General features: G+C 47.7%; 18 protein-coding genes. 10 read left to right on the plus strand and 8 right to left on the minus strand.

The genetic code is table 11. From position 1 onward, the window contains the following. The first annotated feature begins 11 nt into the window (after positions 1-11). The 6 genes from BMZ54_RS14995 to BMZ54_RS15020 all read left to right on the plus strand — a co-directional run bounded on the left by BMZ54_RS14995 (position 12) and on the right by BMZ54_RS15020 (position 5,709). Positions 12-752, plus strand: a complete 741-nt coding sequence (locus tag BMZ54_RS14995; protein WP_089913048.1) for a hypothetical protein — start codon at positions 12-14, stop codon at positions 750-752. Positions 753-764: 12 nt separating this feature from the next. Further along, a complete protein-coding gene (locus BMZ54_RS15000; protein ID WP_089913051.1) occupies positions 765-1,352 on the plus strand; it encodes a hypothetical protein in 588 nt (195 codons plus the stop codon). Between the two features lie 48 nt (positions 1,353-1,400). Further along, positions 1,401-3,254, plus strand: a complete 1,854-nt coding sequence (locus tag BMZ54_RS15005; RefSeq protein WP_089913054.1) for a type VI secretion system Vgr family protein — start codon at positions 1,401-1,403, stop codon at positions 3,252-3,254. A 1-nt stretch (position 3,255) separates the two neighbouring features. Further along, positions 3,256-4,635: a hypothetical protein gene (locus tag BMZ54_RS15010; protein ID WP_089913056.1), complete on the plus strand. Its 1,380-nt coding sequence runs from the start codon at positions 3,256-3,258 to the stop codon at positions 4,633-4,635. A gap of 126 nt (positions 4,636-4,761) precedes the next feature. After that, positions 4,762-5,370: a redoxin domain-containing protein gene (locus BMZ54_RS15015; RefSeq protein WP_089913059.1), complete on the plus strand. Its 609-nt coding sequence runs from the start codon at positions 4,762-4,764 to the stop codon at positions 5,368-5,370. A gap of 69 nt (positions 5,371-5,439) precedes the next feature. Next, positions 5,440-5,709 carry a hypothetical protein gene (locus BMZ54_RS15020; protein WP_089913062.1) on the plus strand — a complete coding sequence of 90 codons (270 nt, stop codon included), beginning with the start codon at positions 5,440-5,442 and terminating at the stop codon, positions 5,707-5,709. Positions 5,710-5,718: 9 nt separating this feature from the next. Here the strand turns inward: BMZ54_RS15020 and BMZ54_RS15025 are convergent, their stop codons facing one another. Next, positions 5,719-6,978 carry a DUF6807 domain-containing protein gene (locus BMZ54_RS15025; RefSeq protein ID WP_089913065.1) on the minus strand — a complete coding sequence of 420 codons (1,260 nt, stop codon included), beginning with the start codon at positions 6,976-6,978 and terminating at the stop codon, positions 5,719-5,721. 130 nt (positions 6,979-7,108) lie between these two features. On the opposite strand from BMZ54_RS15025, the gene BMZ54_RS15030 reads away from it, so the two are divergent. Beyond that, entirely contained in the window at positions 7,109-7,378 is a 270-nt protein-coding gene (locus BMZ54_RS15030) for a hypothetical protein (protein WP_089913068.1), read from the plus strand. 83 nt (positions 7,379-7,461) lie between these two features. Here BMZ54_RS15030 and BMZ54_RS15035 read toward each other — a convergent pair whose 3' ends face one another. Together BMZ54_RS15035 and dnaK are read right to left on the minus strand one after the other, a co-directional pair. Further along, entirely contained in the window at positions 7,462-8,481 is a 1,020-nt protein-coding gene (locus BMZ54_RS15035) for a dipeptide epimerase (protein ID WP_089913071.1), read from the minus strand. Between the two features lie 217 nt (positions 8,482-8,698). After that, the gene (gene dnaK / locus BMZ54_RS15040; RefSeq protein ID WP_089913074.1) at positions 8,699-10,606 is read right to left on the minus strand and encodes a molecular chaperone DnaK; all 1,908 of its coding nucleotides are present in this window, start codon (positions 10,604-10,606) and stop codon (positions 8,699-8,701) included. A 198-nt stretch (positions 10,607-10,804) separates the two neighbouring features. On the opposite strand from dnaK, the gene BMZ54_RS15045 reads away from it, so the two are divergent. The 3 genes from BMZ54_RS15045 to BMZ54_RS15055 all read left to right on the plus strand — a co-directional run bounded on the left by BMZ54_RS15045 (position 10,805) and on the right by BMZ54_RS15055 (position 15,098). Beyond that, the gene (locus BMZ54_RS15045; protein ID WP_089913077.1) at positions 10,805-12,169 is read left to right on the plus strand and encodes an OmpA family protein; all 1,365 of its coding nucleotides are present in this window, start codon (positions 10,805-10,807) and stop codon (positions 12,167-12,169) included. Between the two features lie 223 nt (positions 12,170-12,392). Then, positions 12,393-12,953, plus strand: coding sequence for a porin family protein (locus BMZ54_RS15050; RefSeq protein WP_089913080.1), 561 nt, complete (start codon positions 12,393-12,395; stop codon positions 12,951-12,953). A 213-nt stretch (positions 12,954-13,166) separates the two neighbouring features. After that, the gene (locus BMZ54_RS15055) at positions 13,167-15,098 is read left to right on the plus strand and encodes an arginine--tRNA ligase (protein WP_089913083.1); all 1,932 of its coding nucleotides are present in this window, start codon (positions 13,167-13,169) and stop codon (positions 15,096-15,098) included. A gap of 175 nt (positions 15,099-15,273) precedes the next feature. On the opposite strand, the gene BMZ54_RS15060 is transcribed toward BMZ54_RS15055, so the two are convergent. The 5 genes from BMZ54_RS15060 to BMZ54_RS15080 form a co-directional block, all read right to left on the minus strand. Continuing rightward, entirely contained in the window at positions 15,274-15,768 is a 495-nt protein-coding gene (locus BMZ54_RS15060) for a tetratricopeptide repeat protein (protein WP_089913086.1), read from the minus strand. 57 nt (positions 15,769-15,825) lie between these two features. Next, positions 15,826-16,308: a cytidine deaminase gene (locus BMZ54_RS15065; RefSeq protein WP_089913089.1), complete on the minus strand. Its 483-nt coding sequence runs from the start codon at positions 16,306-16,308 to the stop codon at positions 15,826-15,828. Positions 16,309-16,419: 111 nt separating this feature from the next. Continuing rightward, positions 16,420-17,589: a signal peptidase I gene (gene lepB / locus BMZ54_RS15070; protein WP_089913093.1), complete on the minus strand. Its 1,170-nt coding sequence runs from the start codon at positions 17,587-17,589 to the stop codon at positions 16,420-16,422. Between the two features lie 89 nt (positions 17,590-17,678). Continuing rightward, complete coding sequence (locus BMZ54_RS15075) at positions 17,679-18,326, minus strand: alpha/beta fold hydrolase (RefSeq protein ID WP_089913096.1); 648 nt, start codon at positions 18,324-18,326, stop codon at positions 17,679-17,681. Positions 18,327-18,393: 67 nt separating this feature from the next. After that, a complete protein-coding gene (locus tag BMZ54_RS15080; RefSeq protein ID WP_089913098.1) occupies positions 18,394-19,578 on the minus strand; it encodes a sigma-54-dependent transcriptional regulator in 1,185 nt (394 codons plus the stop codon). Positions 19,579-19,656 lie beyond the last annotated feature (78 nt).

The raw sequence follows: 19,656 nt of genomic DNA on the forward strand, positions 1-19,656 counted from the left end.
CAGATCAACGTATGGCAGGCGCTATTACACCTACTGATCAGGAATATGTTCAACTGTTTGACACCTGTAAGATCAAAACGGAAAAGCTGAGCGAAGTAAATACCGTTGTTAACAAGATGTCTAACAATCAACGGCGGTATGAGTATATTTCACTGGCCATTAAGTACGGGATCCGGTATGCAGACTATTATATGTATGAAAGATCAGGATCCTGTTATTTTTTTGATACCCGTTATGATACCTCCCTCCACCCGGCACTCCGGCATTATATGACGGCTGCACCAGTGCTCACGGAAGGTTCATCCGGCGCACAGATCCCCTGGTACTTTATTGCCTGTATCCATTATACAGAAACCGGTGGCAACTTTAATAAGCATTTACATAACGGAGATCCGTTAACAGGGTATACTACCCATGTGCCTAAAAAGCGGCCGCAAATAGGCCATGCTCCACCGTTTGAGTTTGAAGAAAGCGCAGTAGATGCTATTAAAATGATGAAGATCGACCAGGAAACCTCCTGGACCCTCCCCAAGATCTTGAGATGGCTGGAAAAGTATAACGGTATTGGTTATTACACGTATCACAATAAAATGCTGACACCTTATTTGTGGAGTTATTCTAACCACTATACAAAAGGTAAATACGGTTCTGACGGTAAGTTTGATGCGAACCTGGTATCCAAACAACCAGGTTGCGCGGTATTACTGAAACGGATGGAGGAAACCGGCGCCATTAAAATTACACGCACATAAACATTAGTTACTGTGAATACACAATTGCTCAGATATATATTGGTACTAGGTATTGCTTCGCTCAGCGTGGGCGCCTGTAATGCTTCTAATGGCTCTGCTGCAACAGCCGACAGTACCGCACTGGCAGCTACTGCTCCACCGGTTACCGACACCGTTGCTACTGCGGCAGACTACCCTACCCTGCAAACTTTCTGGCCTTCTTTTCAAAAGGCAGTGAAAGATCACGACAACAGCAAGTTAATTACACTTACACATTTTCCGCTGCAGGGCGTTTCGCCTTTCATCAGCAATAATGCTGATGCTGACACGGCAAAGTTCATTGCCGCCTTACCGGATATCTTAGGAAAAGCGCCCCGTACACAAGTGCTGGAAACGCCTGCTGACAGCCTGTTAGCCATTGACCCAAAAGAATTTGGTGAGCAGATCACCGGCGGCAACGCATTACTACCCATCATAGACAAGGATTCAAAAATATATATATCCTACGCACAGTGGGCAGAAAATGAAAACAAGGAAACAAACCAGGCCCTCATTTTCGCAAAAATTAAAGGCAGCTATAAGTTATGTGCAGTTGCCTGGAGAGGTACTATTGTCGATTAATATGAATTAACTATTCAAACAATTTCTTTGATCCAATAAATTTTGCATATGGCACTTCAAACCCGCACCCAGATCACCATCAGCGGACAAGCAGAAACGGCAATCAGAGATTTTCACCGCTTGCAGCTTACACAAAGCGTAAATGGCCATCATTACTTTGAACTGGTGGTTGATCCGGCCAGCTTGTTCGGTATGGAGAGCGATGCCATTTCCAAAACAAAAGCGCTCATTGGTCAACCCATTAACATCAGCATAGAACAGGATTTCTCTGGCAAAGGCGGCAACCCGCTGCTGTTTAAAGGCATTGTTACTAATATTGCTACCGGCAAACGTGGTGGTGTTGCACAAGCCGAATGTATAATACGCGGTTATAGTCCTACCATTCTGCTGGATGACGAGCCGCATATTGAAGCATACGAAGAAAAATCACTGTCTGATATAGTGAATAATTTGTTGGGGCAGTATGGCCGCGCTGGCATAAAAGCCAATGTGAAACCCGTACACACCACACCCATTCCCTACATTGTACAGTATAAGGAAAATACTTACCGTTTTCTGCAACGCCTGGCCAACCGCTTTGGCGAATGGTTCTATTATAACGGTACGGAGCTGGTATTTGGCCAGGCGGCTGCCGGTGCATCGCTGCTGCTGAGCTATGGTGTGGACCTTTCCTCTTATTCCATAGAGCTGAATACCCTGCCTACCAACAGCCGTTACGTAGGCCTGGATTATTATAAAGACAGCCTGGTAGAAAATAGTACCAATGCACATAGTATTAACGGTAACGATTATACGCAGCATCTAACCAAAGTAAGTGATTCCATCTTTACCAAACAGGCTACTTATAAGATCAATGAAGCCTTGGGACGGCAGTCTGATAAAGAGATTGAATACATTACCAAGCTATCCAAGAAAAACAAGGTAGCAGGCATGGTGCTGTTAAAAGGTTTTAGTGATAATACCGGCTTACAGGTAGGTAATACGGTAGAAGTAAAAGAAGCATTTATACAGGACCAGAACCGCGGTAAATATGTAGTAACTTCTGTTACCCATTTTTGCACCGGCAATGGTAATTACGAAAATGATTTTACTGCTATCCCTGAAGAAGTGGCTGCGCCGCTGGTACGGATGGATAACCATCCTTTCTGTGAAGCACAATCTGCTACGGTACTGGAAAACAACGACCCCGAAGGGCTGGGACGTATCAGGGCCCGTTTCCGCTGGCAGCAAACCGGTCAAACACCCTGGATCCGCGTAATATCGGCTTCCGGTGGTGGCGATAAAGGCCTTTTTATAATACCCGAAAAAGGTGAGGAAGTAATTATAGATTTTGAAGGCGGCAATCCTGAACTGCCCTTTGTAATAGGTACCACTTATAATGGTAAAGCCAAGAGCAGCTTTGGTAATTCCGGTAATGATGTGAAAGCGCTGAAAACCCGCAGCGGCAACATTATTAAGCTGGACGATGCTACCGGCAGTATCTCTGTTACCGATAAAAACGGCAGTACAATGGCCATGGATGGTTCCGGTAATATCACTGTACAGTCCCAAACATTGGTAACTGTTAAAACAGATGATAAGATCGTGGTGGATGCACCCAATAAAATAGAGTTCCTTTCAAAAGAAATACATATCAAAGGTTCCGAAAAAGTGATCATAGGGGAAGGTGCGGCTAAAATAACGGTGGATAATACCGCTAATAAAATTACATCCGCGGCTGATATGATCAAGGCTACAGCCGATACCCTTCATGAACTGATATGCAGCGCTAATATGAAGCTAACTGCAGATCATTGTGAAGCAAAAGGCAATACCAAAATGGACATTACCAGCACCGCTATAAAAATGGCCGGCAGTGCAACAGCTGATATTAATGGAGGAGCATTGAATCTTAACTGCTAACATGAACGAACACAATCCCATAGCATTTGAGCTGAACAAGATACAGCACGCATGGCTGAAAGAGGTGGCTAAAAACCCGCAGCTGCGCGTAGTGAGGTTGGTTATTAAACCAGAAGAAGCCCGCGTGTACGAAGGTTTCTGCAAACTGGAATCATCGCCGTACGGGCAAATGCCGGAAGTGTTTGTAACCCACCTCACCAATTTTGAAGATGAGGATACTTTTAGCGCAGCCATTATAAAAGACTGGCTGGAAACTTTTGATAACAGCGCCGCCCTGATGGAAGAGCTGCAAAAAAGAAATGCTGCTTTTACCTGGAACCCCAAAGCCTATCAACAGGCTTTGGAGCACGGCAATGGCCAACCGCTGGACGATACGCTGCTGCGCATGCTGAATGATTTTAGACAGGCCCTGCCCAGGGAGGAAGCGGATAAGCAGCTGGTGCTGGCTGTGCTGCCCAGGCAGGTAAGCCATATGCGCGGCCTGAAGAACTGGCTCACCAATATGCTGAAAAAAGGCATACCTGCAGGTGTAAAACTGCTAATGTTTGACCATGTGGGCAATGAACAATTAGCGATCCATGAACGGCTGTTTCCCGGACAAATGCACTCCATGCATGTGCCCCTTGAGCTGCAAAATGCCATACAAAAGCTGGCCAAAAGCGGTAATCCCAACGATCCTGAAATAGCGCTGCGCCGCTGCATGTTTGAAATGGGCGATGCACTGAAGGCAAAAGATATTAAACGTCTGCATGAGTGGGGGCAAAAAGCGCTGGATTATACGCAAAAAAGTGGCAACAAAGGGTTGTTTGCCACCGCACATATCATGTATGCCGGTATGCTGTTCTACTTTAAACGCGATCCCCAATTACCCATATTATTAGAGCGTGGTATGCGCATTTCCAAACAGGGCATGCAACAGGGCGATGTTGCCTGCCTGCCTTTAATGGTGCAGTTTTACGGCTACCATGGCGCCTATGCGCAAATACGCAAGAACTTTGATGAGGCCATTGAATGGTTCATTAAACAGGCTAAGCTGGCCCAGGAACACCAGTTTAACCAGCAGGCTATGAACGGCTGGTACCAGGCAGCAGAGCTATGCCGCCGCAAAAATACCGGCCGTTATTACATGGTGCTGGAAGAAGCTTACCTGGCAGGTTTAAGCCTGCAGGATGAGGAGATCAGCACCTCCGTATACATTTACCTGCTGCGGGATTACTATGACTATGTACACAATAAAAAGATCCAGGATACCATTCAGAAAATTGATGAAAAAATGGGCCGCCTGTTTGGCGATAACTGGAAGGAGGAAGTAGACCGCATCCGCAAAACCCGCGCACCTTTAATGATGCCCCCGCAAACAATGGATATGGAGGAGGCGTAAGCATTGAATTTCAACCCCTAAATCAGCTGCATCCCCATTGCAAAAAATAATTTCCTACTAATCCTGTAGACTAATAGGATTATTCCCTATATTTGCCTCACCAACCAACTTAAAAACATTTAGCTTATGTCCATCACTTACAGATACGCAGATCTTCCGCTGGAAACCCTTCCGGAAAGGTTTAACGCACCTACCCTGCGCCGTAACAAGCTGGCGCCGCTGCACACCGGTGATGTAACGCCTGACTTCAGCCTGCCTGCTGCACAGGTGATCAATGCTGCCGGCCTGCCGGAAGACATACACGGCCGCTCCCGCCCGCTGGTAGTAGCATTTATCTCCTTCCACTGGAACGGTTATGCTGAAAAACGACTGCAGGAGCTTCGTGATCTGCACGCTGATATCCAGGTAATGGGTGGCGATCTGCTGGTACTGAGTGATGAAGACAGCACTTTCTTTAATATACTGACTAATAAACAGCCGGTGCCTTTCCCTGTAGTATGGGACCGCCAGCATAAGATTGCCAGCCAGTTTGGTATTTACTCTACTACCGATCCTATCTGGGACCGCATTTCCGGTGTTAACGAAGATGTGCCTACGCCCGGTATATTTGTACTGAACCCGAATGGTAAGATCGTGTTTGACAGCATTGATCTGTACTTTGAAAAGAATATACCTGCGCGCGATCTGCTGTCTGCCGTATATGCAGCCGGTCATAAATCCGAAAAAGCAGCCTGATAATTTACCTGCACTCACTACTTTGCTATAGCGGATGAATAGTTATATTTATCCTTCAATCTATAGCGCATGAATAACCCATCCTCTACCCCGCCACCCTCCGGTGCTTCCTCCTGGGGCCAGGTTCTTGGATCTGCTGTTGTAGCGGCCATTGGATTTGGTTTTGCCGTTTACCGTTACATACAATTTTCCGGCGCTGCTTCCGGCATCCGTTTAAGCAGGCTGGAAAGGCCTATTTACCGGCTGGCCGGCAAATGGGGCCTTATTGTTATATTTCTGATCATGGGAATATGGGGCGCCTATGCCATGGTGAAGCATTTCAGGCAGCTGAAAAAATGATAGCGGCATTTATCGCTTCTCCACCTTTATTACCGGCGGGTGCGCCAGATCATTCCAAAGCGCATCTGCTTCTGCTACCGTAATATCATTGTTATACACCAGTATGCGGTACTTTAACGTGTATTCCTTCCCGTAAGTAAGCAGCCAGGGTTTCATTTTAGTAGGGCTAAAGTTCACGAACAGCTCCCCTCTTTCCATATTCTCTGCCCATACGCGAACAGGTTCCGGTGAATCGTAGTTGGCTGGATAAGAAAGCACCAGCATGCCGGCACGGCCCTTACTGGTTTCGCCGGTTACTTTGATCCAGCGGGCACGGGTGCTGTCTGCATCCTTGCGGGTGCGGCCTTCGGAGGTAAGCACCTGGCTGGTGGCATTGGTCCATTCGGGGGTAGCGCGGAAACCAAAGCCGCCACCATAGCGGTATTGCAGCAGCAATAAAGGGCTTTGTCCTGCACAGCTGTAAATAGATGTCATATCCCATACACGGCGGCTGCCACCTGCCAATGCAGGATAGGTACGTATATCCCATACCTCATTTAACGCTACTTTTTCTGCACCGCCTGTTTTCAATACCACATGTTCCTGCAGGGCTTTAAAACCGCCCCACACCGGGCCTTGTGTTTTGGAAAGAAAACCGGTGAAACGTACGGTGCCCTGTTTCTCTTTCAGGTTCCAGAAATCTACCTGTTTGCCTTCAAACTCTGTATGTGTCCAGGGATTCCAGATGCCTACGTGGTGCCAGTGATCTTTGGGATGAATGTTTGTAAGCACCGCACCGTTAGGTGCCCATAAAGGATGGATAAACCCGCTGCGTTTATAAGCGCTGTCAATACCTGCAGGCGGATACACCATGGCGTAGTTGTATTGTAAAATAGGCTGGCTGCCTTCCTGCAGGCGGATGGTGCCTTCCTGGTCAATGGCTTCTATGGTTGATTTAAAGTTCCAGTGCGCATCTCCCTGCTGCAATTCAAATATGCGCTGGGTATTGGGTGCGCTGGTACCGGAAAGGATCCACCACAGGCGGCGCTGATAACCTGCTTCTATTTGAAAAGGTACATTAATGCGCTGGGTACCTTTAATTTCTACGAGTGTAAAAAGGCTGTCGGCCACCGCCGTTATATCATCCAGCGTAATGGATACAGGCGTATGATCGCGTTTATACTTGCCGGCATCAACTACAATACGGGCAATGGTTTGAGCCTGGGTTGTCATCATAAGACCGGAAAATACAACAGTGAACAGTATCGTGTAAACAGATAGCTTTTTCATACGTGGGTGTTTGTTCTAGGTCAACGGTTAACGGTAGCGTTTAATCAACATCATTAAAAATAGGTAATCCCTGCCGCCCAGGCAAGTATAAAATTTGTAACTTAGCACGAAATCCATATCTGCATCATACATGAAAGTACCACCTTCACCTAAACATCCTACAGGCCCGTTACAATTAACAGGCAAACTGGAGCTCCGTACTTTCTATGCTAATACCAAACGCAGTTTCACAGGCATTTACCTGGTGTCAGACATCGGCACTTTCCTGATACGGCCTGCCAGGCAGCCGGTAACCGGCACTAATCCGCTGCAGCCTTTATTGGGCAAAATGATCACCGCTACAGGGCAGATAAAGCACGAAGTATTCCTGGCAGAACAGCTGAAAGTAGTGGAAGAATAGTACTTACTACATCACATTAATATCAACAAAAAGCCCTGACTGGATAACCAATCAGGGCTTTCTTATACGCAACAATCTATTCATTATTCATTATTAATTAAAAGCGCCCCTGTACCAGGACGGTCGGCGTAAATAATACGGCCGTCTATGATCTTCACACCGGTAGCGGTATCAGCAGCCAGTAACAAGGGGCCGTCCATATCCACATAATCCAGGTAGGGCAACAGGTGGGCAACGGCAGAAGTACCAACAGTACTCTCATTCATACTGCCTGTCATTACCTGCATGCCTACACGCTTGGCTTCCGCGATCATGCGGCGGGCCGGTGTAATACCCCCACACTTGGTAAGCTTAATATTGATACCGTGAAAGTGGCCATGGCATTTGGCTACGTCGGTTTCTACAATACAGCTTTCATCAGCAATAATAGGCAGGGCTGATTGGGCAAATACTTCTTTCATACCCTCCCAGTCTGCGGCGGGCATCGGTTGTTCAATAAATTCTACCCCCAGCTCTTTAAAGGCGGCGGCATTCCGTAAGGTTTCCGCTACGCCCCAGGCGCAGTTGGCATCTACTCGGAAAATAGCATCTGTATGTTTGCGGAGCTCTTTAATGATGGTAATATCATCCGGGGTGCCCAGCTTTATTTTATAGATAGGCCAGGGAAACTCCTGCAGCTTGCGCACCATGTTCTCTACCGTGTCTATACCAATGGTGTAGTCTGTAAGCGGGTTATGGGAAATATCCAGACCCCATACTTCATATAGCTTTTTGCCCAGCTTTTTGGCGTACAGGTCGTGCGCAGCAAGGTCCAGGGCGCAAAGGGCAAACATATTATCCTTAAACAGGGGATACAGCTGCTCCCAGAAGGCCTCCGGGGTATCCAGCTGGTGGGCTTCAATGAGACTGCGGTGCGCATTAATGGAATCCATGAGCATGGGCACCGTTATATGATAGTAGCTGTTGTCTGCCGTTTCACCCAGGCCACTGTAACCATCCTGTAACAGCTCCACTACCAGTAATGGCTGCACGTCTTTTGACTTACGGGAAATAGTAAAGGTGTGCCGGAATTTGAGTTCAAAAGGATATAACTTGAGTTGCATGGAGCCTAAAATTAAGCAAAAAGCGGAAAGCAAAAAGCAGAAAGCCGGAGGAATACTGAACGCCGGGTACTGCGACTATTGCGTAACTATATGGAGGTCAAACCAAACGTTATAATTAGCTTTATGCTTTTTGCTTTCGGCTTTAGCCAAAAAAAAAGCCGACTGTCACGGAATCGCAACAATCGGCTTTTTGCTTTATGCTTTGTGCTTTATGCTTCTATTTCACTTCCTCAAACTCTGCATCTGTTACACCACCCTGGCCACCGGCATTATCCTGGGCCTGCGGTTGGGGTTCTTCAGCGCCACCATTGGCCTGTGCACCCTGCGTAGCTTTATACATTTCTTCAGAAGCAGCGGTCCAGGCAGCATTCAACTCTGCCACACCGGCATCGATCTGTGCTATATCCTGACTTTTCTGCGCTTCTCTCAGCTTATTCAATGCAGTTTCAATAGTACCTTTCTTGTCAGCCGGCAGCTTATCGCCATATTCCTTCAGCTGTTTTTCTGTCTGGAATACTAAGCTATCGGCCTGGTTGATCTTCTCAACCTTTTCACGCTGCTCCTTATCGGATGCTTCGTTGGCTTTAGCTTCAGCCTTCATCTTTTCTATTTCCTCTTTGCTTAAGCCGCTACCAGCTTCGATACGGATGTTCTGGGTTTTGCCCGTTCCTTTATCTTTTGCTGTTACGTGCAGGATACCGTTGGCATCAATATCAAAGGTTACTTCGATCTGAGGTACACCACGCGGCGCCGGCGGAATATCGCCTAAGATAAAGCGGCCCAGTGTACGGTTCTGGTTAGCCATCGGCCTTTCACCCTGCAGTACGTGTATTTCTACACTCGGTTGGCTGTCTGCAGCAGTAGAGAAGGTTTCAGATTTCTTGCTCGGAATGGTAGTGTTGGATTCTATCAGCTTGGTGAACACACCGCCCATGGTTTCAATACCCAGTGACAGCGGGGTTACGTCCAGCAACAGTACATCTTTTACTTCACCGGTCAGTACACCACCCTGGATAGCAGCACCAATAGCTACCACCTCATCCGGGTTCACACCCCTGTTCGGTTTTTTACCAAAGAATTTTTCTACTACTTCCTGTATTTTCGGGATACGGGTAGAACCACCTACCAGTATTACCTCGTCAATTTGTTCTTTGCTTAAACCGGCGTCCTGCAGGGCTTTGCGGCAGGGTTCCAGTGTTCTTTCCACCAGTTTGTCGCTCAGCTGCTCAAACTTAGCACGGGTCAGCTTTTTCACCAAGTGTTTGGGTACGCCATCCACTGCAGTGATATAAGGCAGATTGATCTCTGTTTCTGAAGAAGAGGACAGCTCGATCTTTGCCTTTTCAGCAGCTTCTTTCAAACGCTGCCATGCCATTGGATCCTTGTGCAGGTCTACAGCTTCATCTTTCTTAAATTCTTCTGCCAGCCAGTCCATGATCACTTTATCGAAGTCGTCGCCACCTAAGTGTGTATCACCGTTGGTAGATTTTACTTCAAATACGCCGTCGCCCAGCTCCAGGATGGACACATCAAATGTACCACCACCTAAGTCAAACACAGCGATCTTGCTGTCATGGTGTTTTTTATCCAGGCCATATGCCAGTGCCGCTGCAGTAGGCTCGTTAATGATACGGCGTACATTCAAACCTGCAATTTCACCGGCTTCTTTGGTTGCCTGGCGTTGTGCATCGTTAAAGTAAGCCGGTACGGTAATTACCGCTTCGTTCACTTCCTGGCCCAAGTAATCTTCGGCCGTTTTCTTCATTTTCTGCAGGATCATGGCAGATATTTCCTGCGGTGTATATAACCTGCCGTCTATATCTATACGGGTGGTGTTATTATCGCCCTTGGCTACCTTATAGCTCCAGTGCGGTATTTCCTGGCTTACTTCGTCGTAATGACGGCCCATGAAACGCTTCACTGACATAATGGTGTTTACCGGGTTGGTAATAGCCTGGCGTTTAGCCGGATCACCCACTTTTCTTTCTCCATTCTTTAAAAAGGCCACTACGGAAGGGGTTGTCCGGCGCCCTTCGTCGTTGGCTATAACTACCGGCTCGTTACCTTCCATTACGGCAACGCATGAGTTGGTAGTTCCTAAGTCGATACCTATTATTTTTCCCATAATATTTAAGATTCTCCTTTAGTTGTAGATTGATTGTGTGTTTGCCTATGATTTGTCAATGATTATGCCAAGCGAAATTGTATGCAAATATGTCAGTTCATTGAACTCTAGGCGGTATTATTTGTTATGAAGAGCAGTAACCCATGCTAACTAACGGACTGGACCATATTATGTCACGTACTAACTAACCTTCCATTTATGAAAACAACCTTCACCTTTCGGGCCATGTGCATTATACTGGCCCTGGCTACGCCACTCATCACGCTGGCGCAAACAAATACCCCCGCGGGCAGTACTACATCTGCAGGCATCTTTAACGGTACAAAAGATTACAAGACCTTTTCTATTGGGGTGAATGGCGGCTTGCTGGCGCCTGTATCCCCCACCGGCGGCAGTAATGATTTTACAAAATGGAAAGCCTCTGCCGGCTATGGAGCTTATGTTAAATGGCAGATCTTACATGCACTGGGCATAAGGGCGGACTACATTGGCGGCAAGCTAAAGGCCGACAATAGCAAGGAGCTGGGCAATGGCAAGATGCCTGACCGGCCCTATGAATCTTTTGAAACTTCATTAAAATGGTCTGCCGCTTTAAGCGCAGTCGTGAATGTAGCCACCATTAACTGGCTGTATAAACAGAACTTTGTACAGATCTATGTTTCAGCCGGCGGCGGTTTAGCGGGATACAGTCCCAAGATAACGCCCACCAATGGTACTGAAAGGGAATACAAACCCAATGGCTCTATTAAGGAGTTGATCATTCCGGTAGGTGCGGGACTGAAATTCAAATTATCGGATATGGTGAACCTGGACCTGGGCTATACTATCCATTTCCTGGACGGGGATAACCTGGATGGCGTTAATTATGGCCCTGACCGCGATAAATATTCCTATGGATACGCAGGCCTGGAATTTAGCCTGGGCCCTACCCATAAGCCACAGCTCACCTGGAACAACCCTGCCAAGGTAATGTATGATGAGCTGGCAGCGCAAAAGGCAGCCCTGCAAACAGAGCTGGAAAGCAGCCGCAGCGCCAATGCGCGCCTGAGCGCAGATGTTGATAAATTGCTGAAAGACAGTGATGGGGATGGTGTATCCGACTTCTTTGATAAATGCCCCGGCACTGCACAAGGCAGCAAGGTGGATGGCGGCGGCTGCGACCTGCCTAAAGATACCACCCCCAGGGTTACCAAGGTGGTGCAGCAGATCACGGAAGACGACCGCAGGCTGGTGCGCGAAGCCATCCAGAACCTGGAGTTTGAAACCGGTAAAGCCAGTATTAAACCCAGATCCTACCCCTCTCTGGACCGCGTGGCAGAACTGCTGAAAACCAAAGGCTTTAGCCTGAAGCTGGCTGGCCATACGGATAATGTAGGTACGGATGCCAAGAACATGGTGCTTTCCAAGGACCGGGCAGAATCTGTAAAACAATACCTGGTAAGCAAAGGCGCTAATCCATCACGAATAGAGGCAACCGGCTATGGCGAAACCCAGCCCATTGCCAGCAATAAAACCGCTGCCGGCAGACAGAAGAACCGGCGCGTGGAATTTACGCTGTATTAAGCGTTATGCGCTTTTACCCTGAGTGCTATGCGCTTTTAATACCAGTTGCATACGCTTTTACCCGCAGTAGCACTGCCATTACTATACACAGCCAGGGCGTTCTGACAGAACGCCCCGGCTGTTTTTTAGTGGGCAACATTTTGTGGCAGTAAGTGTTTCCCTCCTGCCCTAACCGTAAACCGGCATATAATTTGCCCCTTACGCACAACTATCTTTATATATTATGAAAAAACTTATCCTATCGATGCTCCTGGCGGCTTCCGCCGTTTTAACTGTACAGGCACAAAAAATTCACATTGGTGCTAAAGGCGGTTTAAACATTGCAAATCTGACAGAAATTGACAATTCAAAGGCCCGGGTATCCGGTCATGTTGGCGGTTTTGTAAATATCCGCTTTCATCAATGGGCCCTGCAGCCGGAATTGTACTTTTCCGGACAGGGCACAAAACACAGCATCGCCAGTGCTGACCGTACACTGGCCCTTAATTACATTAACATGCCGGTAATGTTCCAGTATTACATTATTCCGCAGTTTTACATTGAAGCAGGTCCGCAACTGGGTTTGCTGGTAAGCGCCAAAGACAAAGGCGGCAATCTAACCATAGATGTAAAGGACGGATATAACAGCGCCGACATAAGCGCCGGCATTGGCCTGGGTGTGAAGCTGCCCTTTAATTTCGGCGTATATGGCCGCTATAATTTTGGTATTACAGATATTTATGACGGAGCTAACGACAGCCGTAACTCTGTTGGGCAGATAGGGGTGTCGTATACTTTCTTTTAGTCGATGGTTGATAGTCCATGGTCCATAGTCGATGGTCCATTGCCTGCTTCATAAGGCAATTAGTACATGAAAGACATAAAATTCTAACAGGCAGTAGTTACCTACTGCCTGTTTCTGTTTTATATCCTTAATAGTAAAGGCAATGGACCATCAACCATGGACCATGGACTTTTTTTATACCTTTGCTGCTACTTTGCATTAACAGTTTTCCACATGAGTGTTGTACAAACCATCAGATCAGCAGCAGCCACCGCTATTAAGGAGCTTTATAAACAGGATATACCCGTTGACGATATTGCCATTAATGTTACCAAACCCGAATTTGAGGGGGAATATACCATCGTGGTATTTACCTTCACTAAGTTCAGCCGCCAGAAACCGGAGGAAACCGGCAATACCATTGGTACTTACCTGGCTGCCCACTTCCCGGAGCTGATAGCTGGTTTTAACGTGGTAAAGGGATTCCTGAACCTGAGCATCAATAATGAGTACTGGGTACAATACCTGCAAACGAATTTCAACAACCACAACGTAGGCCGCAAGCCTGCCAATGGTAAAAAGGTGATGGTGGAGTACTCCTCTCCCAACACCAATAAACCCCTGCACCTGGGGCACTTGCGGAATAACTTTTTGGGCTACTCCATTGCAGAGATCTTAAAAGCCAATGGATATGAGGTGGTGAAAGCCAACCTGGTGAACGACCGGGGTATCCATATCTGTAAATCCATGCTGGCCTGGCAGCTGTTTGCCCATGGCGATACACCGGAATCTACCGGCATCAAGGGCGACCACCTGGTGGGCGATTATTACGTAAAGTTTGAAACCCTGCTGAAAGAACAGGCCGAACCCATTATTGCACGGGTATTGGAAAATGACTTCCGTGACTTTTCCGGCGCTGACCTGGAACGGGTAGAAAAGCTGGGCGCTTTGCTGCATAAGCCGGAAATACATGCCGATAAAGAAAAATCCGACAAGATCCATGACGAAATAAAAGAGCTGGCCCGGAATAAAACGGAGATCATGCAGCAGGCTAAAATTATGCTGCAGCAGTGGGAAGCCGGCAACCCGGAAGTGCGTACCCTGTGGAGCACCATGAACGGCTGGGTGTACCAGGGCTTTGATGTAACCTACAAACGCCTGGGTATTGACTTTGACAAGATCTATTACGAAAGCGAAACCTACCTGCTGGGTAAAGACCTGGTGGAAGACGGCCTACGTAAAGGCGTGCTGTTTAAAAAAGAAGATAACTCTGTCTGGATAGACCTGACCAATGATGGCCTGGACCAGAAGCTGCTGCTGCGTGGCGACGGTACCTCCGTGTACATGACACAGGACCTGGGCACGGCCCGCCTGAAGTATGATGACTACCAGATGGACCTGAGCATATACGTAGTAGCGGATGAGCAGAACTACCACTTTAAGGTATTAAAGCTGATCCTCGAAAAGCTGCAGGAACCGGCTGCCGATGGGGTTTTCCACCTCTCCTACGGCATGGTGGAGCTGCCGCATGGCCGTATGAAAAGCCGGGAAGGCACCGTAGTGGATGCGGATGATATGATCACTGAAATGGTGAACACCTCTGCCCAGCACACCAAAGAATCCGGCAAGCTGAAAGATTTCAGCGAGGATGAACTGCAACGCCTGTACGAAGTAATCGGACTGGGCGCTATGAAATTCTTTCTGCTGCGGGTAGATCCTAAAAAGCGGATGATCTTTAATCCCGAAGAGTCTATTGACTTCCATGGTTTTACCGGGCCGTTCATTCAATATTCACATGCACGTATCAAATCTATTCTGCGTGAAGCCGGAGTGACAGATACCAGTCATTTGGACACTTACAGGCATAATGACAGTTTACTGCCATTAGAGAAATCGTTGATCATGCTGAACGAACAGTTTGGCGAAGTGCTGGAAGATGCGCAAAAAGAAATGAGCCCTTCTGTGATCGCCAACTATGCATTTAAACTGGCGCAGGAGTTTAACTCTTTTTATGCAGAGAAGGTAGATGGTAAATACACTTACTCTATTGTAAATGCAGAATCCGAAGAAAAGAAGAACCTGCGTTTACAGATCATTACCCATACCGCGCATACCATCCGCCGCAGCATGGAGCTGCTGGGAATTGAAGTACCGGAGCGGATGTAATTAATAATGAATAATTAATAATCGTGAGGTAATAGATCGAAGAAATAGATCACTACGATAAAACAATAAAAAGAAATGTCCTGCATCTTAAGGGTGCAGGACATTTTTATTAGTACGTTATAGTTATAACAAGCGTAAACCTGCTATACGATTATTAATTATTCATTCTTCATTATTAATTGTTGACGGCCCTATCACAAAGCTCCTCCCCTTTCTGCAGCTCACCGGAACCGATATACGATTTTCCCAGCATGAACATAGCAAAGTAGTTCTGCGGCTGCAGGACCAGCATACGGTTCCATAATACTACAGCGGCTTTGTAATTGCCTTCATAGTAATATACATGGCCCAGGTCGTGCAGTACCTGCAGGTCTTCCGGGCTGGTTACATTGCCGGTACTATCCAGCTTTGAAATTTGCTGATAATAATAAGTGCTCTGGCGGTAATTCTCCATCAGGGCGTAGATCTGGCCCAGCTCCAGGTAAGCGGGTGTATAATTCTTATCCTGGATAATGGCGGCATGAAAGAACTTCAGGGCAGCATCCAGCTTACCTGATCTTTTTAATACCAATCCCTCTTTATACAAAGCCCTGGCTTTGTCCTTTGGGTATGCAATGGCTAATTGTACTGTGAAAACTGCTATTACCAGCAGACATAGGATACGCATCATAGAGAAAACATGGTCTATTGTCCCTAACGCAAATATACGTTATTTTCTTATATGAAATCACTCCATATCCTTTGCAGAAAAGGATAAAGGCAAAAGCTGACCGGCAGCTGCTATCACATATACCTGGCCGCTTTGGCCGCTCAGGATCAGGCGGATAGGTTGCTGCAAACGCTGCTCATACTCTGCCAGCGACTGCCGGCAAATACCGCAGGGGGAAATGGGATGCCCGCTGCTGCCGTTTAAGTTATGGTAGCTAATGGCAATGGTATCTATGGGTATATTGGGATACAATACCGTGGCGGCGGAAAGGGCTGTTCTTTCCGCGCAAATGCCGGCGGGGAAAGAGGCATTTTCCTGGTTGGTACCGCTTACCTGCTGTCCGTTGGCCAGGCGTATAACGGCGCCTACACGAAAATTAGAGTACGGCGCATAAGCCTCCGCAGTAACCGTACGGGCGGCCTGCAGCAGGGCGGCATCTTTTTCTTCCAGCTGCGAAATGTCGTCGTAAAGCTGGTATTCAAATGATTGCAGCTGTTTCATTGAATGAATAATTAATGATTAATAATTAATAGGGTGCTGCGAAGGTATCGATAATAATAAAAAAGTCCTGCACCCTTAAGGATGCAGGACCGTGCAAAAATTGCTTATTTATTATTTGATCGTTCTGAATAAACGGCTCCAGCGGATGCTGCCATGGCCATAGCTCATCCAGATAAGCCAGGCCTTACCTACCACATGATCTTCCGGCACAAAGCCCCAGTAGCGGGAATCCAGGGAGTTGTTACGGTTATCTCCCATCATCCAGTAATAGTTCATTTTAAAGGTGTAGGAGTCAGCAGGTTTGTTGTTAATGTAAAACTGCCCGTTCTTAGCTTCCAGCGTATTGCCTTCGTACACACGGATCACGCGGTCGTAAATGGCAATGTTAGTGCTGTCCAGCTTAACAGTGGCGCCCTTTTTAGGAATGTACAGGGGGCCAAAGTTCTCCTCTGTCCAATGATAATGGGCGGTATCATATGGAAATACGGATTGCTCTCCGCTGAAGTACGGCTTAATGCTTTTTACTACCGGGAAGTTCTTTAACGCGGTTACATTACCCGGGGTAAGGTTGTACAGAAAGATGCCGGCGGATAAAGTGGCATCCGGGTTGGGCGTAATGTCCAGCTCATCCAGGCGGTCCGGGTTCAGGGGATCGCCATTGGTTTGCACAGTATATCTTCTTTCACTTTCCTGCGGAATGGGCGCCTGGTGGCCGTTCACGAACACTACACCATCTTTTATGCTCAGTGTGTCGCCTGATTCGGCTACGCAGCGTTTAATATAGTTTTCCCGTTTATCAACCGGGCGGGAGGTAACATGGTAGGATTCCCATACTGCATCGCGGCCCAGGCTTCGTACCAGCCCGTAGTAGCTTTGGTCCTGCTGTTCCAGGGCCACGGTATCGCCTTCGGGGAAGTTGAACACCACTACATCATTCCGTTTTACACGGGTAAAACCGGGCAGGCGTTTGTAAGGCCAGTGCACGGCTTCTGAATAAGCTTTGCTGTATTTGGTGCCGGGTAAGGTGTGATGGGTAAAAGGAACTGCCAGCGGGGTATTGGGAATGCGCGGACCGTAACTGATCTTGCTAACGAACAGGAAATCGTTCACCAGCAATGTTTTTTCCATAGAGGGGGTAGGGATCGTATAGGCCTCGAAAATAAAAGTGCGGATCAGCGTGGCTGCTATGATAGCGAAGATGGCTGCATCCAGCCATTCACGCACTGCAGACTTTCTTTTCTTAGGCTGGCCGTCATTGCGCCTCCAAAATGCCAGGTTCATTCAGTTGAATTTGTGTGTATTTAAATATCTTAAAAGAACAAATATAATATTCTGTTGTCAGTCAGCTAATTTTCCTTGCAAAAGTTTTCTTAAAGTTCCCGGCTCAATATACGGTTAATCTCATCCGCCTGGTTCATGATCATGAAATGCCCCCCTCCGTTTATGGTATAATCCGGCTTCACATACTTTAGAGGGAAAGTATGGTCCTTACTGCCATGGATATGCACTACAGCGGAATGCAGCTCCTCATTTTCCCAGTGAATAACGGTGCGGATGGCCCAGTACATAAAGTCAAAATCGCTGTTACGCAGGTAATCTTTCAACAGGGCAGCTTCCTCCGGTGTTTTGGCCGTCATGTAAAATTGTACTACAAAAGTGCGCTGTCTGAACATCCACCGGCTGTTCAGGCGGTATAATCTGAACCTCCTTACCAGGTTAAAATAGGCGGGGCGCTCCCGGGTGTTTTTGATGGTACTGATCAGGATAACCTTTTCAACCGGGCGCTGACGGGCTATTTCCAGGCTTATCATGCCACCGAAGGAAAGCCCCAGCAAGCTTACCGGGCCTTCTGTGGTAATGCCGGCCGCCATGCGGGCTGCGTAATCCGTAAAGGGCTCATTGGGCTGTGGCTTTAACCAGGGCAGGTAGTGCACATCGTACTCCGGTGGAAACTGCAGGTAACGGAACATCCGCTCATCTGCCCCCATGCCGCTGATCAGGTATAACTGCTTCTTCATATGACAGTTGGCAGTTGGCAGTGGGCAGTTAGCAGTATGTGAGCGACTGCCAACTGAGGACTGCCAACTATATATTGGCTTTCTTTTTCTCGCGGGAAGGTACTACATAATCCTCCACATTATCTGCGGTGATGGTTTTGCCGGAGAGGATGACCAGCCTTTCTACCACGTTGCGCAGCTCGCGGATATTGCCTGACCAGTCGTGCTGCTGCAGGGCCTTGAGGGCCGGTGCATCAATCACCTTTTTTACAATGCCGTATTCCTGGCAAACGTTGTCCAGGAAATGATCTACCAGCAGGGGTACATCATCCCGGCGTTCATTCAGGGATGGTACATGGATCAGGATCACGCTCAGGCGGTGATACAGATCCAGGCGGAAGTTCTTGTCCTCCACCTCTTTCAGCAGATCTTTATTGGTGGCGGCTATTACGCGTACATCCACGCTAATTTCCTTGTCGCCCCCTACGCGGGTGATCTTCCCTTCCTGGAGGGCCCGCAGCACTTTGGCCTGGGCGCTCAGGCTCATATCGCCTATTTCGTCCAGGAACAGGGTGCCGCCGTTGGCCTGTTCAAACTTGCCGATGCGTTGTTTTACCGCAGAGGTGAAGGAACCTTTTTCATGGCCAAACAGCTCGCTCTCAATCAGTTCACTGGGAATGGCGGCGCAGTTCACTTCTATCATAGGCCCGGTGGCGCGGCTGCTGCGCTCATGGATCCAGCGGGCTACCAGCTCCTTGCCTACCCCGTTCTCGCCGGTTACCAGCACACGGGCATCGGTGGGAGCCACTTTTTCGATAGTCTCTTTTATTTTCAGGATAGGCGCAGAACCGCCGATCATTTCCTGGGTTTTGTTCACCTTACGGCGCAGACGCTTGGTTTCCGCCACCAGTGTGGTTTTATCCATGGCGTTGCGCAGCGTGATAAGCAGTCGGTTCAGATCCGGTGGTTTGGGAATATAGTCAAACGCGCCTTTTTTAACTGCTTCTACGGCCGTATCAATATTACCGTGGCCGGATACCATTATGATGGGAATATCAGGATTGGCTTCCTTGGCTTTTTCCAGGAATTCCAGGCCATCCATCTTGGGCATTTTGATGTCGCACAACACAGCATCATACTGCTTTTCCCTGAACATCTTAAAACCTTCTGCCCCATCTGCCGCTTCATCGAGCTTATATCCTTCGTAGGTCAGGATCTCAGACAATGTTTTACGGATGCTTTTTTCGTCATCAATAATCAGGATGTTCGCCATATTGGTGTTTTGTGAGGGAGCAAAGATAATGAAATCAATGGGCAGATGAGAAAATGTGCAAATATGCAGATGGGCAGA

The organism is Chitinophaga rupis, from assembly GCF_900109685.1.
GTDB lineage: Bacteria > Bacteroidota > Bacteroidia > Chitinophagales > Chitinophagaceae > Chitinophaga > Chitinophaga rupis.